Annotated in this window: 14 protein-coding genes; 6 read left to right on the top strand and 8 right to left on the bottom strand. The window is 67.1% G+C overall.

Translation table 11 applies throughout. The features are described from left to right. Window positions 1-9: 9 nt before the first annotated feature. Window positions 10-1,341: a protoporphyrinogen/coproporphyrinogen oxidase gene (locus THSYN_RS06955; RefSeq protein ID WP_100918494.1), complete on the bottom strand. Its 1,332-nt coding sequence runs from the start codon at window positions 1,339-1,341 to the stop codon at window positions 10-12. A gap of 105 nt (window positions 1,342-1,446) precedes the next feature. Between THSYN_RS06955 and THSYN_RS06950 the strand changes: the two genes are divergently transcribed. The 3 genes from THSYN_RS06950 (at window position 1,447) to THSYN_RS06940 (ending at window position 3,899) form a co-directional block, all read left to right on the top strand. Next, the gene (locus tag THSYN_RS06950) at window positions 1,447-1,929 is read left to right on the top strand and encodes an acyl-CoA thioesterase (protein WP_236848808.1); all 483 of its coding nucleotides are present in this window, start codon (window positions 1,447-1,449) and stop codon (window positions 1,927-1,929) included. A 276-nt stretch (window positions 1,930-2,205) separates the two neighbouring features. After that, on the top strand, window positions 2,206-3,411 hold the full coding sequence (locus tag THSYN_RS06945; RefSeq protein WP_100918492.1) for an ammonium transporter: 1,206 nt from the start codon (window positions 2,206-2,208) through the stop codon (window positions 3,409-3,411). Between the two features lie 233 nt (window positions 3,412-3,644). Continuing rightward, window positions 3,645-3,899, top strand: coding sequence for a hypothetical protein (locus tag THSYN_RS06940; protein ID WP_216644704.1), 255 nt, complete (start codon window positions 3,645-3,647; stop codon window positions 3,897-3,899). A gap of 166 nt (window positions 3,900-4,065) precedes the next feature. Here the strand turns inward: THSYN_RS06940 and THSYN_RS06935 are convergent, their stop codons facing one another. The 5 genes from THSYN_RS06935 to THSYN_RS06915 form a co-directional block, all read right to left on the bottom strand. Further along, window positions 4,066-4,467, bottom strand: coding sequence for an SUF system Fe-S cluster assembly protein (locus THSYN_RS06935; RefSeq protein ID WP_100918491.1), 402 nt, complete (start codon window positions 4,465-4,467; stop codon window positions 4,066-4,068). 48 nt (window positions 4,468-4,515) lie between these two features. Further along, entirely contained in the window at window positions 4,516-5,838 is a 1,323-nt protein-coding gene (gene sufD / locus THSYN_RS06930; RefSeq protein WP_100918490.1) for a Fe-S cluster assembly protein SufD, read from the bottom strand. Beyond that, window positions 5,835-6,584, bottom strand: coding sequence for a Fe-S cluster assembly ATPase SufC (gene sufC / locus THSYN_RS06925; RefSeq protein ID WP_100918489.1), 750 nt, complete (start codon window positions 6,582-6,584; stop codon window positions 5,835-5,837). The genes sufD and sufC overlap by 4 nt, the downstream gene beginning before the upstream one ends. Before the next feature lie 183 nt (window positions 6,585-6,767). After that, window positions 6,768-8,210: a Fe-S cluster assembly protein SufB gene (gene sufB / locus THSYN_RS06920; protein WP_100922326.1), complete on the bottom strand. Its 1,443-nt coding sequence runs from the start codon at window positions 8,208-8,210 to the stop codon at window positions 6,768-6,770. Window positions 8,211-8,343: 133 nt separating this feature from the next. Then, window positions 8,344-8,811 (bottom strand): hypothetical protein, encoded by a 468-nt coding sequence (locus THSYN_RS06915; protein WP_100918488.1) that lies wholly within the window; start codon window positions 8,809-8,811, stop codon window positions 8,344-8,346. Window positions 8,812-9,086: 275 nt separating this feature from the next. On the opposite strand from THSYN_RS06915, the gene THSYN_RS06910 reads away from it, so the two are divergent. Both THSYN_RS06910 and THSYN_RS06905 read left to right on the top strand, forming a co-directional pair. Further along, entirely contained in the window at window positions 9,087-9,680 is a 594-nt protein-coding gene (locus tag THSYN_RS06910; protein WP_100918487.1) for a hypothetical protein, read from the top strand. A 209-nt stretch (window positions 9,681-9,889) separates the two neighbouring features. Beyond that, a complete protein-coding gene (locus THSYN_RS06905) occupies window positions 9,890-10,309 on the top strand; it encodes an SCP2 sterol-binding domain-containing protein (RefSeq protein ID WP_100918486.1) in 420 nt (139 codons plus the stop codon). A gap of 131 nt (window positions 10,310-10,440) precedes the next feature. Here the strand turns inward: THSYN_RS06905 and THSYN_RS06900 are convergent, their stop codons facing one another. After that, window positions 10,441-11,082 (bottom strand): CDP-alcohol phosphatidyltransferase family protein, encoded by a 642-nt coding sequence (locus THSYN_RS06900; RefSeq protein ID WP_100918485.1) that lies wholly within the window; start codon window positions 11,080-11,082, stop codon window positions 10,441-10,443. An 85-nt stretch (window positions 11,083-11,167) separates the two neighbouring features. After that, window positions 11,168-12,415 (bottom strand): 30S ribosomal protein S1, encoded by a 1,248-nt coding sequence (locus THSYN_RS06895; RefSeq protein ID WP_100918484.1) that lies wholly within the window; start codon window positions 12,413-12,415, stop codon window positions 11,168-11,170. Between the two features lie 192 nt (window positions 12,416-12,607). Between THSYN_RS06895 and THSYN_RS06890 the strand changes: the two genes are divergently transcribed. Then, window positions 12,608-13,033 carry a gamma-glutamylcyclotransferase family protein gene (locus THSYN_RS06890; RefSeq protein ID WP_100918483.1) on the top strand — a complete coding sequence of 142 codons (426 nt, stop codon included), beginning with the start codon at window positions 12,608-12,610 and terminating at the stop codon, window positions 13,031-13,033. The last annotated feature ends 10 nt before the right edge of the window (window positions 13,034-13,043 follow it).

Here is a 13,043-nt window from a genome sequence, read left to right as displayed (position 1 = left end):
GTCTGCGCCTCAGCGCTCCCCGGCGATCGGACCGAGCGCCGGCCGGTCATCGGGCCATCGCAGCCCCGCCGCGCTGTGCTCGGCCACGCGCCCGAGCAGGGCGCGGGCGACCCCAGCCCCGGCGCGGCGCCCGGAGTGCAGCGCCCACTGGATGGACGGGGCGCACTGGTAGTCGCCGCAGACCCAGAGCCGGTCGGCCACCCGCTGCTCCCCCCCGCCCGGATAGGGGACGGGCGGCGCCTGCACCGGCAGCGCCTGGGGCAGCCGATAGACAGCCAGCCGCTCCCAGCCCCGTACCCGATCGCCGAACCAGGCGGCGAGTTCACGCCGCAGGGCCGTCTCCAGTGCATCCGGGTTGTGCTGGGCGCCGTGACAATTGACCGCGATCAGGGACTGGCCCGCCGGGGCATAGAGGTCCGACAGGTTGCTTGGGCACAGCAGGCTGTTGACCCGCCCCTGGCCCTCGCCATTGAGCAGCAGATAGGGACCACGGTAGGGCGCCCGCCCCGTCGCGAAATAGACGCAGGTGGTGCCGCGCCCGGCCGCCAACGCGGGCGCGAGCGGCACCCCCAGCAGCCGCGCGGTCTGTGCCTGCGCGGTGGCGATCACCAGGGTGCGGGCGCGCAGGCGCTCGCCGGAGTCGAGCAGCACCGCACCGTCGCCCAGCCGCTCCACCCGGCAACCGGTGCGGATCTGCTCGGCGGGCAGACGGGCGGCCAGTTGCGCCGGGATCTCGCCCATACCGCGGGCAGGCAGGGCCGTGTCGCCCAAGGCGAAGGCGCGGAAGATGAACTCGAAGGTGCGCGATGAGACCGCCAACTCCGGCTCGAAGAAGACGCCGCTGAAGAAGGGCTTGAAGAAGCGCTCGATCATTTGCTCGGAAAAGCCCAACTGCCGCAGGCGCCCCAGGGCCTGGGTCTCGGGGCGCCCATAGAGGTCTTCCAGGGTCCCGCGCAGGCAGCGGCGGCGCAGCCCCAGGAGGCGCAGCTTGTCCGCCAGGATGCCGATGGGGGAGGCCAGCATCTCCGGCAACCGCGCCGGGCGGCGCCACACGTCGCTGACCCGGTGGAAACGCCCGCCGGTCCGCACCAGGGCGCCCGGATAGAATGGGCGCAGGTCGAGGCGACCGTAATCGAGCCAGCGCCGGGCCTCCGGATACCAGGTCTGCAACACCTGAAAGCCGCGATCGAGCAGAAACCCCTGGCGCTGATCGGTACGCACGCGCCCGCCGACCCCCTCGGCCGCCTCCAGCACCAGGGGTTCGAGCCCGTTCTCCCGCAGGGTCAGGGCGCAGGCCAAGCCGGACAGCCCGGCACCGATGACGATGACATCCGCGTTCATGCTGTGACTCCGAGGTCAGGACCCGGTCTCATGGCAGGCGCCGACGCGCGACAGAGCGCCGCACGCCGCTCGACAGGCGACTACTGTAACGCGGGAGACCGGTGCTTGGCGAAGCCCCGTCACCCGGATTGCTCAAATTATCCGCAGGACCAGCCCATGCCGCTTGAACCCTACGCCTACGCCCTGCGCATCCGGCTGCACGACACCGACGCGGCCGGGGTGCTGTTCTACGGGCACCTCTTCAGACACGCCCACGACGCCTACGAGGCATTTATGGAGCACCTGGGGTTCCCGCTCAAGGACCTGATCGGAACCGGGGCCAGCGCGCTCCCACTGCCCATCACCCAGGCGCAGGCACGCTACGAGCGCCCGCTGCGGCTCGGCGACCGGGTCCGGGTGGAACTGCGGGTCGCCGCGGTGCGACGGCGCTCCTTCGCGCTGGACTATCGCTTTCTGGATGATCGGGGACACACCTGCGCCCGAGCGCGTACCGTCCATTGCCTGGTCAGTCAAGAGGATGCCGGATTACCCGCGGAGCTGCACCAGGCCCTGATCGCGCGGGTCGCGAGCGCCGGACCAAGCCCATGAAACCAAGCCTGGCGACTCGGGCAGAGGAATGCCTTGCGTGGGGACAAGCACCGGGGAACGATCCAAGCCGGTGCGTCAGCCCGGACCCGCTGCGCTGTGCTGGTGCATCGTCGGCACTCACCGCGCCGGATGCGCGCCCGCCGATGTGGAACTGCCCCGTACCGCCGCCGTCCTCACCCGCACGAACCTGACCGTCTCCGGTCGGCACGGTTCCTGCTTGCCCTCGCACCAAATTTGCACGAGCGACACGACCCAACAGCACAGAGGTAAGTTTCGATGGAGATAGTGAAGACCGGCAGCGACGTCCTCTTCATCCTGATCGGCGCCGTCATGGTCCTGGCCATGCACGCGGGGTTCGCCTTTCTGGAGTTGGGGACGGTCCGGGCCAAGAATCAGGTCAATGCCCTGGCGAAGATCATGAGCGACTTTGCCGTCTCGACCATCGCCTACTTCTTCGTCGGCTACTGGATCGCCTACGGGGTCCACTTCTTCTCCGACGCCGCGGCGCTCCAGGCCCAACACGGCTACGCCCTGGTCAAGTTTTTCTTTCTCCTGACCTTTGCCGCCGCGATCCCGGCCATCGTCTCGGGCGGCATCGCCGAGCGCGCGCGCTTCAACCCGCAATTGCTGGCATCCTTCCTCATCGTCGGCCTGCTCTACCCCTTCTTCGAGGGCATGGTCTGGAACGGCAACTTCGGCCTGCAAGCGCTCATCGAGGGCATCTTCGGCAAGCCCTTCCACGACTTCGCCGGCTCCGTCGTGGTCCATGCGGTCGGCGGCTGGATCGGGCTCGCCGCCGTGCTCCTGCTCGGCCCCCGGCAAGGGCGTTATCGTACCGACGGCGGCATGACGGCGCACCCGCCGTCCTCCATCCCCTTCCTCTCCATCGGGGCCTGGACCCTGACCGTGGGCTGGTTCGGCTTCAACGTCATGTCCGCCCAGACGCTCGATGCGATCAGCGGGCTGGTCGCGGTGAACTCATTGATGGCCATGGTCGGCGGCATCCTGGCGGCGCTCGTCGTCGGCAAGAACGACCCGGGCTTCCTGCACAACGGCCCCCTGGCCGGCCTGGTCGCGGTCTGCGCGGGCTCCGACCTGATGCACCCGATCGGTGCCCTGGTGACCGGCGCCGTGGCCGGCGCCCTCTTCGTCTATGCCTTCACCCTGACCCAGAACAAATGGCGCATCGACGACGTGCTGGGCGTGTGGCCCCTGCACGGTCTCTGCGGCCTCTGGGGCGGGATCGCGGCCGGCATCTTCGGCCTCCAGGCCCTGGGCGGGGTCGGCGGTGTCACCTTCGGCGGCCAACTGGCCGGCAGCCTGACCGGTGTCGTGATCGCCTTCGGCGGCGGCTTCCTGATCTATGGCGCCGTCAAGTCCGTGATGGGCCTGCGCCTGAGCCAGGAGGACGAATACCTGGGCGCGGATCTGAGCATCCATAAGATTACCGCGCAGCCGGACTATAACCGCGGGGAGGTTTGAGCCGACGGAGTGCCGAGGACCAGTCGGCCAGGAGCCGCGGCGGACCTTGATCATTATTTCGGCTACCTCGAGGGTGATAGCCGTCGCGGCCGGGGGGCCGCTCCTACGCCGTAGGAGCGGCCCCCCGGCCGCGACGGGTTGCCGCAAGGGCGCGTGGCCGGAGTTATGATCACGTCTTGGAAAGCGAGCACGCGCCGTTCCAGGCATACCCTCAGCAATCATCGGGAGCAGCCATGGAGAAAGTCGATTTCAAGAAGGACTTGAAGCACTTGTATCAACCATCGGCCAAAGAGGTTGTCGAGGTTGAGGTGCCAAAGATGAACTACCTGATGGTGGACGGCACGGGCGATCCCAATACCTCACCGGCCTACGCCGCTGCGGTCGAAGTCTTATTCATGGTTTCCTATGCCGTGAAGTTCATGATCAAGAAGGGGCCCGCGGCCATTGACTATGAATGGAAGACCATCATCAGGCAGCCGATGGCATGATGGGGCCTTGACCATGCCAGTTCCGGCGCTCGGCGAGCGGTCCGCGGTCCGCGGTCCGCACAGCGGACCCTACGGGCGCGGAGCCAACCCGGAGGGTCCGCTGTGCGGACCGGCGACCTCGCTGCTCACGGGCTGGCCGGACTTATGATCGAGGCCCATTAGCCCATCACAGCATCCCGAGCTGGAGCTTGGCCTCGTCGCTCATCTGATCCTGGCCCCAGGGTGGGTCCCAGACCAGTTCGACCGCAACCTCGCCGACGCCTTCGACGGCGGCCACCGCGTCCTTGACCATCAGCGGCATCATGCCGGCCACCGGGCAGGACGGCGCGGTGAGGGTCATGTCGATGGCCACGTCGCCGTTATCGCTGATGTCGATGGTATAGATCAGACCCAGGTCATAGATGTTGATCGGGATCTCGGGGTCATAGACGCCGCGGATGGCCGCGATGATGGGTTCGCGCAACTCCTGCGCGTCCATCCGCTCGACCACCACATCCACGGGATGCGGGGCTTCTTCCGGCGGTGCCTCGTGTCGCCCGAAACCCGCGAAGCGAGCCAAACGGTTCATAGGGAGACCTCTTCTGCTACTGCTGCGGCGTGCCTAGCCAATTGCGGTTCAATCCAACGGGGCCTGCTCAAGCAGCCGCCCGACCTGCTCCGTGACCTGCTCGCGCAGTGCCTCGGGCACCAACGCGTCCAGGATCTCGCCGGCGAATCCCAGGCACAGCAGGCGCCGGGCGCGCGCGCGACTGATCCCGCGGGAGCGCAGATAAAACAACTGCTCCGGGTCGATCTGGCCGACCGTGGTGCCGTGGCTGCATTTCACATCGTCGGCGTTGATCTGAAGCTGGGGCTTGGTGTCGACCTCCGCCCCCTCGCACAGGAGCAGGTTGCGGTTGGTCATGGCCGCATCGGTCTGTTGGGCGTCCCGGGCGACCCGCACCAGACCGTCGAACACCGCCCGCCCCTTGCCGTAGAGGATGCCCTTGAAGTTCTCGCGGCTCGTGCACTGGGGCAACTGATGCTCGACGTCCAGGTGGAAGTCCATCAACTGGCCGTCACCGGCGAGATAGAGCCCCTGCAGGTCACACTCGGCGTGCTCCCCGGCAAAGCGCACGCTCAAATCAGTCCGCGCCCAGGTGGCACCCAGGCCCACATTGATGCCCTGATAGCGGCTCGCGGTGCCGAGACGCAGATAAAGCCCACTCAAGTGGAAGGCGCGCGCACTCTCCGCCTGGATGCGCTGGTGGGTGAGGACTGCATCCCGGCCCAGCGCGATCTCCACCACCGCATTGGTGCAGTAAAGCGAGTCACCGAGGCTCAGATAGCGCTCGATCAGGTTGGCCTGGGCACCGTCCCCCAGGGCGATGAGATGGCGGGGCTGGGCGACCCGCGGCTCGTCCATCCCGACCGACAGGTGAATGAGTTCAATCGGCCGCTCCAGGCGGGCGCCGCGCTCCAGGAGGACGACCAGGCCATCGTCGAGGCCAGCGGTATTGAGCGCCGCGAAGAGTGGCTGCGCCTCCCCGACCACGCCGTTGAGCCGCCCCCGCAATGCGTCCGGGTCCGACTTGAGCAGCGCGGCCAGTCCCGCGATCCGCACCCCGGCCGGCAGGTCGTGCAACTCGGACAGTCCCGGCATGAAGCGGCCGTTGACGATCAGCACCCGGTAGCTCTCAAGCCCCGGGATCAGCAGGTCTTCGAGGTCCTCGCGCTGCACCGCGGTGAGCGACTCGGCGGTGGGGACGAAGCCCTGCGCCAGGAGTCGCGTCAGGCTGGTATAGCGCCAGTTCTCGGCCTTGTTGCCGGGGATGCCCTGGGTCTCTACCCGGGCGCGCGCCTGGGCGCGCTGGGCCTCCAGCCAGCCCAAGGGGATTGTTTCGGCGGCCGGGGCCGCCGCGAGCCAGGGGAGCAGGCCCTTGTCGAGTACCGCACTCATGCCGCCTCCTCACCGAGCCAGCCGTAACCCTTTTCCTCCAGTTCCAGGGCCAGTTCCTTGCCGCCGGAGCGGATGATCCGGCCATGTGCCAACACATGCACATAGTCCGGCTCGATATAGTCCAGGAGGCGTTGGTAGTGGGTGACCAGAATCACCGAACGCTCGGGGCTGCGCAGGGTATTGACCCCATCGGCGACGATGCGCAGGGCATCGATATCCAGCCCCGAGTCGGTCTCGTCGAGAATGGCGAGCTTGGGTTCCAGGAGCGCCATCTGGAAGATCTCGTTGCGCTTCTTCTCACCGCCCGAGAAGCCGAAGTTGACCGGGCGCTTGAGCAGTGAGTCGTCCAGGTGCAGGACCTTGAGCCGCTCCTTCATCAGACGCATAAAGGCCACCGCGTCCAACTCCGGCTGCCCGCGGGCGCTGCGAATGGCATTCAGGGCCGCCTTGAGGAAGTAGGTATTATTCACCCCGGGCAGTTCGACCGGATATTGGAAGGCGAGGAACAGGCCCAGGTGGGCCCGCTCCTCGGGCGTCAAGGCCAGCAGGTCCTGGTCCTCGAAGGTCACGCTGCCGCCGGTGACCGTATAACCTTCGCGACCGGACAGGACATGGGCGAAGGTGCTCTTGCCGGAGCCGTTGGGGCCCATGATGGCGTGCACCTCCCCGCGGCCGACCTCCAGGTCGAGACCCTTCAGGATCTCCTTCTCGCCGACCTTGGCCCTCAGGCCCTTGACAGACAACATCTGGAATCTCCTGCACGTAGAGCGGCCGCCAGGGTCCGCCTCAGAATAAATTCAGCCGCAAATGACGCAAATGGACGCAAATATACTCCGAATCAACCTTAAAGCGGGCCGCGGCGCGAACTGCACCGCGAGCCCCTCATTTGCGTTTATTTGCCTTCATTTGCGGCCTCTGCTTCTTTCCTGCTAACCGACCGCCCCCTCGAGGCTGATGCTCAGGAGCTTCTGCGCCTCGACCGCGAATTCCATCGGCAGTTGCTTGAAGACCTCTTTGCAGAAACCGTTGACGATCATCGCCACGGCATCCTCCGCGGTCAGTCCCCGGGAGCGGCAGTAGAAGAGCTGGTCATCGCTGATCTTGGAGGTCGTCGCCTCGTGCTCCAATTGCGCCGTCGGGTTCTTGACCTCGATATAGGGGACCGTGTGGGCCGCGCAGCGCGCCCCGATCAGGAGCGAATCGCACTGGGTATGGTTACGCGCCCCCGCCGCCCTGGCGGCGATGCGCACCAGGCCGCGATAGGTCTGCTCGCCCTCCCCGGCCGCGATCCCCTTGGAGACGATGGTGGAGCTGGTGTTGCGCCCGAGATGGATCATCTTGGTGCCGGTGTCGGCCTGCTGGCGGCCCTTGGTGACGGCCACCGAGTAGAACTCCCCCACCGAGTCGTCCCCGCGCAGGAGGCAACTGGGATACTTCCAGGTGATGGCGGAGCCGGTCTCCACCTGGGTCCAGGAGATCTTGGAGCGGGCGCCGCGGCAGTCCCCGCGCTTGGTCACGAAGTTGTAGATGCCGCCGCGGCCCGCCGCGTCGCCCGGGTACCAGTTCTGGACCGTGGAATACTTGATCTGCGCGTCATCCATGGCGATCAGCTCCACCACCGCCGCGTGCAGTTGGTTCTCGTCGCGCATCGGGGCGGTGCAGCCCTCCAGGTAGCTGACGTAGCTCCCGGCCTCCGCAATGATCAGGGTGCGCTCGAACTGCCCGGTGTTGCGGGCATTGATACGGAAATAGGTGCTGAGCTCCATGGGGCAGCGCACCCCCTTGGGGATATAAACAAAGGTGCCGTCGCTGAAGACCGCGGCATTGAGCGCAGCATAGAAGTTGTCCGTGTGGGGGACGACCGAGCCCAGGTACTGCCGCACCAGATCGGGGTAGTCGTGGACCGCCTCGGAGATGGCGCAGAAGATCACACCCGCCTCCGCGAGCTTGACACGGAAGGTCGTGGCCACCGAGACGCTGTCGAAGACGGCGTCCACGGCGATCCCGGACAGGGCCATCTGCTCCTCGATCGGGATGCCGAGCTTGTTGTAGGTCTCAAGCAAGGCCGGATCGATCTCGTCCAGGCTCTTGGGTCCGTCGTTCGACTTGGGGGCCGAAAAGTACGATATCGCCTGGAAGTCGATCGCCGGGTAGTGGACCTGCGCCCACGCGGGAGTCGCCATGGTCTGCCAGTGCCGGAAGGCCCGCAGCCGGTACTCCAGCATAAAGTCGGGCTCACCCTTGCGCGCGGAGATGGCACGCACCACCCCCTCGTCCAGACCGGGCGGGAGGGTGTCGGACTCGATCTCGGTGACAAACCCGTGCTCGTACTCGGAGGCGACGAGCGCTTCAACGGCTGGACTTGCGGCTATCACACTTGGGCTCCGTCTTTATCAGGTGCCAATTTCTCAGCAGTTCACTAGGTTTTCAATATACGACTCGCTCGCCAGGTTTCAACACCCGTAACGACGCGGCATCGCCTCGTCCACCCCTACTCCGTCAGGGCTAGTCCGTCAAGGCCCGTTCCAGGATGCGGCGGACCTCGGCCTCCAGTTCCATGGCACGGCCCTCGCCGGGGCTGCCCTTGACCATGACCGAAAGACGTGGAAGCACGATATAGCTGGTCCCGTCGCGCTCGAACACGGTCAGATGCAGGGGGTACAGGGCCAACAGGTCCGGGTCCGCGTTGGCGATGGCGTTGGTCCACTCCAGATTGCCGAAGGCCAGGGCGCGCACCGTGCCGAGCCGACTGCGGTTGTAATCCGCTCCCCATTGATCGGCATTGCCGGCCATCCGCTCGCCCAGGTTGGCCTCATGCACCACCCAGAACCGCGCGGCCTCCAGAGCCTTGTAAATCCGGTCATAGACTGCATCGGCCTGGAGCGGTGTCTGTAGCCGCAGGACCCCCGCGGGGGCGGCGCCGACACTCCCGGGCCAGAGGACGATCAAGAGGGCGAGCCACCAGTGCTTCATTCGGATTGCTGTCACACGCTGTAAAAGGTCGAGACCGGACGCGGTGCCGCGCCCACACCGTACCAAGGCGCAAGCGGGCAGTCTGAACGCGGTCCGGGCTATGGTAAAGTCCGCGGGCGCGGATTGATATGCGGCCGGCGCCGTTGCCGAACCGGCCGGTGCCGGCACCCCCGGCACCAGTGGTCTCCCGGCGCGTCGGGGCCGTCGCCCCGCGGCCCGGCATTGAGTCCGTCCGCCCCGATCCGCCCTCGACTGTCCACCAACGGAGAATCCCGATGCCCTTGCCGCAGACCGCCCTGGCCCCTCACCGACAGGCCCGACCGCTCGCCTTGGCCGTTGCCCAGAAGATGGGGGCGATCGCGCTGATCGCACTCCTCGTCGGTTGCGGCCACTGGCCCTTCGAGCAGCAGTCGCCGGGCCCCGCCCGACCCGCAAGCAAAGACTGCCGCGCGCGCTGCGACCTCCAGAAAACCCAGTGCCAACAGCGTCAGCAGACCCGCGAACAGGGGTGCGCGCAGCACTACACCAGCGCCAAGGCCGACTATGGTCTGTGCCTCAAGGCCGGTAACCGCAACTGCCGGGCGCCCTACACCTGCCTGGGGGCTGACCTGGGGATCTGCCAACAGGAATTCGAGCCGTGCCTGAGCGCCTGCGGCGCACGCGGCGCCCAGCCGCTTTACGTCGGGACCGGTACCCCGGCCGCGGCGCCCGCACCGCCCCCGGAGATCGCCATCACCCCCGCGCCGCCGCCCATGCTCGCGCCGACCCCCACACCGAAGCTCGAGAAGACCCCCGCCCCGGCCCCCAAGGCCAACCAGACCCCTCCCGCGACCCCGAAAGTCGAGAAGACCGGCGGCGCGGCTGGCTGAAAGGGTTCGTGGTGCGGGCAGGCGCCGCGACGCACCGGCGCCCCGGCCCGCGGGCGCAGCAGCAACCGTTGGGCGCGTACCCTTTTTGTCCCATCCTGATAGAATCCGCACCATCGCGGCCGTGCCTCCCGAAGGCCGCGAGCAGCGCACTGCGACCGGGGCCGGCAGGGTCCCGGTCGCCTCGACCACCACACTTGAGGACAACGAACATGGCCGAACTCTTTTCCGCCGACTGGATGAACGAACTCAAAGACGCCTGGAACGATGAGCCGGAGGTGCGCGACAAACTGGCCGAGATCGGCTTCAACTCGGTGATCTACTGCGGATTCAAGAACGAGGAGGACCCCCGCGGCCTGTTCGTGGTGGAAAACGGCGTGTGCGTACGCGCGGGCTCCTGGTCCAACACCGAGCCGCCCGCCAACTGGGACATGCGTGCGGATCTCAAGGACTGGCTCAAGTGGGTCGAGAACGGCATCGGCATGGCCGGCATGGGCATCGCCTTCGCCACCGGCAAGCTCAAGTTCAAGGTCGGCGACTACAAGGCCATCCTCAAGGACCCGCGCATGGCCAACCCCTTCGTCAAGAGCTTCGGGCTGATGCAGATCATTGGGGCGGACGAACTCGGCTGAGTTCTGAAAGGGCGCGCGCGGGGTCAGTGCCGGCCGGCGGGGCCGTGCGGCGCGCCCTTTCAGTTGAAAAAGTTCCTGGCGGCACGCCACGGGTTAGGGTGCGTGGCGGCGAACGGACAACTTGATGATGTCTACCGCAGCGAGGAGGGTTTAGAGGTGCCATCTGTCCGTTTCGCCGAACGGCGCGGTATCGCACCCGGCGCAGCACCCGCCTGTCTCCACCGCCAGGCGTGCACGAGCGTCGGCACATCGGTGCGCCACTCGCGCAGGACCACCGTGACGGCCAGGTCTTCGAGGGCCGCCAGGATGCCTGAGTAAATGAGGAGCGTGATCCAGACCCCGTCGGATTGAAGTACCAACAGCGAATAGAACCCGAGGAAGAGTGCGAACCCCCAGAGCTTCGACGACCAGAGGTGATAGCTGGCCTCGCGGCCGAATTTGGCGTAGCTTGCGGCATAGCGGATCAAGCCCAGCCCGATCAGCACCGCCAGCGCCCCCGCATGGTCGGCGAGCACCCCCGGATACAGCCACCAGAGCGCGAACAGGGCGGCCAGAAAGAACAACAGATCGGCCAGCGAATCGAGCCGCCGCAAGCCCGGCGTGACGATCTTCAGGTGCCGCGCAATGGCCCCGTCGAAATAGTCGGACACGGCGGCGAGGCTCAGACAGGCGGCGAAGGCCACGGGTAGCGGGGCAAAGAGCGCCAGCAGGACCACGACCGGCGCCAGGCCCGCGCGCAGCAAGGTGAGCAGTAGAGGGGCATGCTTGATCATAGGGGCGCTTGCGGCTTGCGCCCTCAAGGGACTTGGGTGCCGGGATAGAACTGCGCGTCCAGCAATTGCTGCATTCAAACCTTGCTTACCGCTTTTTGTTCAGACTCTCCTGCAACAAGGCGCCAAAGCTCCCCATGGTCTTCTCCGGCACCGGTTCGGCGGCCTTGGCCGCGGCGGCACCCGCGCCCTTGGCGGCCGGCTTGGGCGGGGCATAGTTGCGCACGTCCGGGATATCCGACGGCTGCTTGGAGGAATCGAGCGTCAGGGCGATGCGGCGCCGCTCCAGGTCGACCCCCAGTACCGTCGCCTCCACCGTGTCGCCGATGGTCAGCACCTCGCTTGGGTGGTTGATCCGCCGCTCGACGCCCAACTCGCTGATATGGACCAGGCCGTCGAGCCCGGGGGCCAGTTCCACGAAGGCACCGAAGGGCTGGAGACGGCTCACGGTCCCCGTGACCCGCGCGCCCACCGGGAAGCTCTCCACCGCGTCGGCCCAGGGGTCGCGCGACAGGGCGCGGATCGAGAGTGCGATCTTGTCGCGCCCCTTGCCGTCCTTGGACGGCTCGATGCGCAGGATCGCCACCTCCACCGCCTGACCGGCGCGCAGGATCTCGCTCGGGTGCTTGATATGGCCGAAGGCGAGTTCGCTGATGTGGATCATGCCCTCGCAGCCGCCGATGTCGACGAAGGCGCCGTAGTCCTTGAGGCTGGTGACGACGCCGGGGAGGATGGCCCCCTCCTTGAGTTGGGCGCGGGTCTCGGCGGCGCGTTGGCGTTGTTCCTCCTCCAGGATGACGCGACGCGAGACCACCAGGTTGGGCCGCCGCCCGCCCTCGATCTTGGTGACGCGAAAGTCGAGCCGCTGGCCGACGTACTCCGAGAGGTCCTCGACGAAGCGGGTATCGACCTGGGAGGCCGGGCAGAAGGCCCGCAGCCCCGCGATCAGGACCTCGACCCCGCCCTTGACGGCACCGGTGACCTGGCCCTGGACCGGCAGGCCCTGGCTGTAGGCCTGGCGCACCTCCTCCAGCCCGTGATACTTGTGACCATGCTGGCTGCCCAGCATGAGAAAGCCGCCCTCGATATCCTTGCCCGTGACCGCCGCCTCGATCGGGTCGCCGACCGCCACCTTGAGCCCGCCCTCCGGGTCGCGCAGGGCCGCCAACTCCATCCGCCCCTCGGTCTTGCCGCCTAAGTCGATGAAGGCACAGTCCTCGCCGATGGAGATGACGGTGCCGCGCACCTTCTCCCCCACCTTGGGCTCGGCCTGCTTGACGGGCTGGGACTGATTGAACTGCTGCAAGAGGTCTTCGAAACTGTCGGAACTTGACATCACTGTGCTCTGGACGATGGGCAGGGATGGACCTTAAGGCCCGGGCTGTACCGCACGGCTTGCGGTGGTGCCAAGTATACCCGGACAACTCCGCCAACTCAGGCCGCACGGCGCCGAATTATTCCGCCCGCCGATGCTATAGTCCGCCTCCTGAACCGACCGCATCCTCGCCGCACCGCCGACTCCGCGCCCATGTATCACCAGGTCTTCGTCTATGGCACCCTGTTGCGGGGTGAAGTGAACCACCACCTGCTGTCCGGGGCGCGCTTGCTGGGCCCCCACCGGACGGCACCCTGCTTCACGCTGTTCCTCCTGGGCGCCTACCCGGGGGCGGTGCGGACGGGTACGGCGGCGCTCGTCGGGGAGGTCTTTCGGCTCGACACGGCTGGGCTCCAACGGCTGGACCGGTTGGAGGAATATCCCAGGCTCTATGCCCGCCGACCGCTCCCCTCTCCCTATGGCCGCGCCTGGATCTATCTCTACCGCGGGTGCCTGCGTGACCGCCCGGTGCTCCCGGGCGGGGACTGGCGCGCCCTGGTCGCCGATCCGGACTCCTGCCGTGCGGCCGGGGTGCGCCACACCCGCGACCCCAAGAACCGCCCGCGTTCAAGAAACTGATTTTAGAGGG

Source organism: Candidatus Thiodictyon syntrophicum, from assembly GCF_002813775.1.
Classification (GTDB): domain Bacteria; phylum Pseudomonadota; class Gammaproteobacteria; order Chromatiales; family Chromatiaceae; genus Thiodictyon; species Thiodictyon syntrophicum.
The sequence above is the reverse complement of the archived record's forward strand: the minus strand, read 5'-3'. Positions and strand labels throughout refer to the sequence as shown.

Bases quoted from the DNA above. Each gene is read 5' to 3' on its own strand.
- sufD (WP_100918490.1), bottom strand. From the start codon at position 5,838: ATGAGTGCGGTACTCGACAAGGGCCTGCTCCCCTGGCTCGCGGCGGCC.
- THSYN_RS06915 (WP_100918488.1), bottom strand. From the start codon at position 8,811: ATGAAGCACTGGTGGCTCGCCCTCTTGATCGTCCTCTGGCCCGGGAGT.
- THSYN_RS06945 (WP_100918492.1), top strand. From the start codon at position 2,206: ATGGAGATAGTGAAGACCGGCAGCGACGTCCTCTTCATCCTGATCGGC.
- THSYN_RS06935 (WP_100918491.1), bottom strand. From the start codon at position 4,467: ATGAACCGTTTGGCTCGCTTCGCGGGTTTCGGGCGACACGAGGCACCG.
- THSYN_RS06900 (WP_100918485.1), bottom strand. From the start codon at position 11,082: ATGATCAAGCATGCCCCTCTACTGCTCACCTTGCTGCGCGCGGGCCTG.
- THSYN_RS06940 (WP_216644704.1), top strand. From the start codon at position 3,645: ATGGAGAAAGTCGATTTCAAGAAGGACTTGAAGCACTTGTATCAACCA.
- THSYN_RS06895 (WP_100918484.1), bottom strand. From the start codon at position 12,415: ATGTCAAGTTCCGACAGTTTCGAAGACCTCTTGCAGCAGTTCAATCAG.
- THSYN_RS06905 (WP_100918486.1), top strand. From the start codon at position 9,890: ATGGCCGAACTCTTTTCCGCCGACTGGATGAACGAACTCAAAGACGCC.
- THSYN_RS06955 (WP_100918494.1), bottom strand. From the start codon at position 1,341: ATGAACGCGGATGTCATCGTCATCGGTGCCGGGCTGTCCGGCTTGGCC.
- THSYN_RS06890 (WP_100918483.1), top strand. From the start codon at position 12,608: ATGTATCACCAGGTCTTCGTCTATGGCACCCTGTTGCGGGGTGAAGTG.
- sufC (WP_100918489.1), bottom strand. From the start codon at position 6,584: ATGTTGTCTGTCAAGGGCCTGAGGGCCAAGGTCGGCGAGAAGGAGATC.
- THSYN_RS06910 (WP_100918487.1), top strand. From the start codon at position 9,087: ATGCCCTTGCCGCAGACCGCCCTGGCCCCTCACCGACAGGCCCGACCG.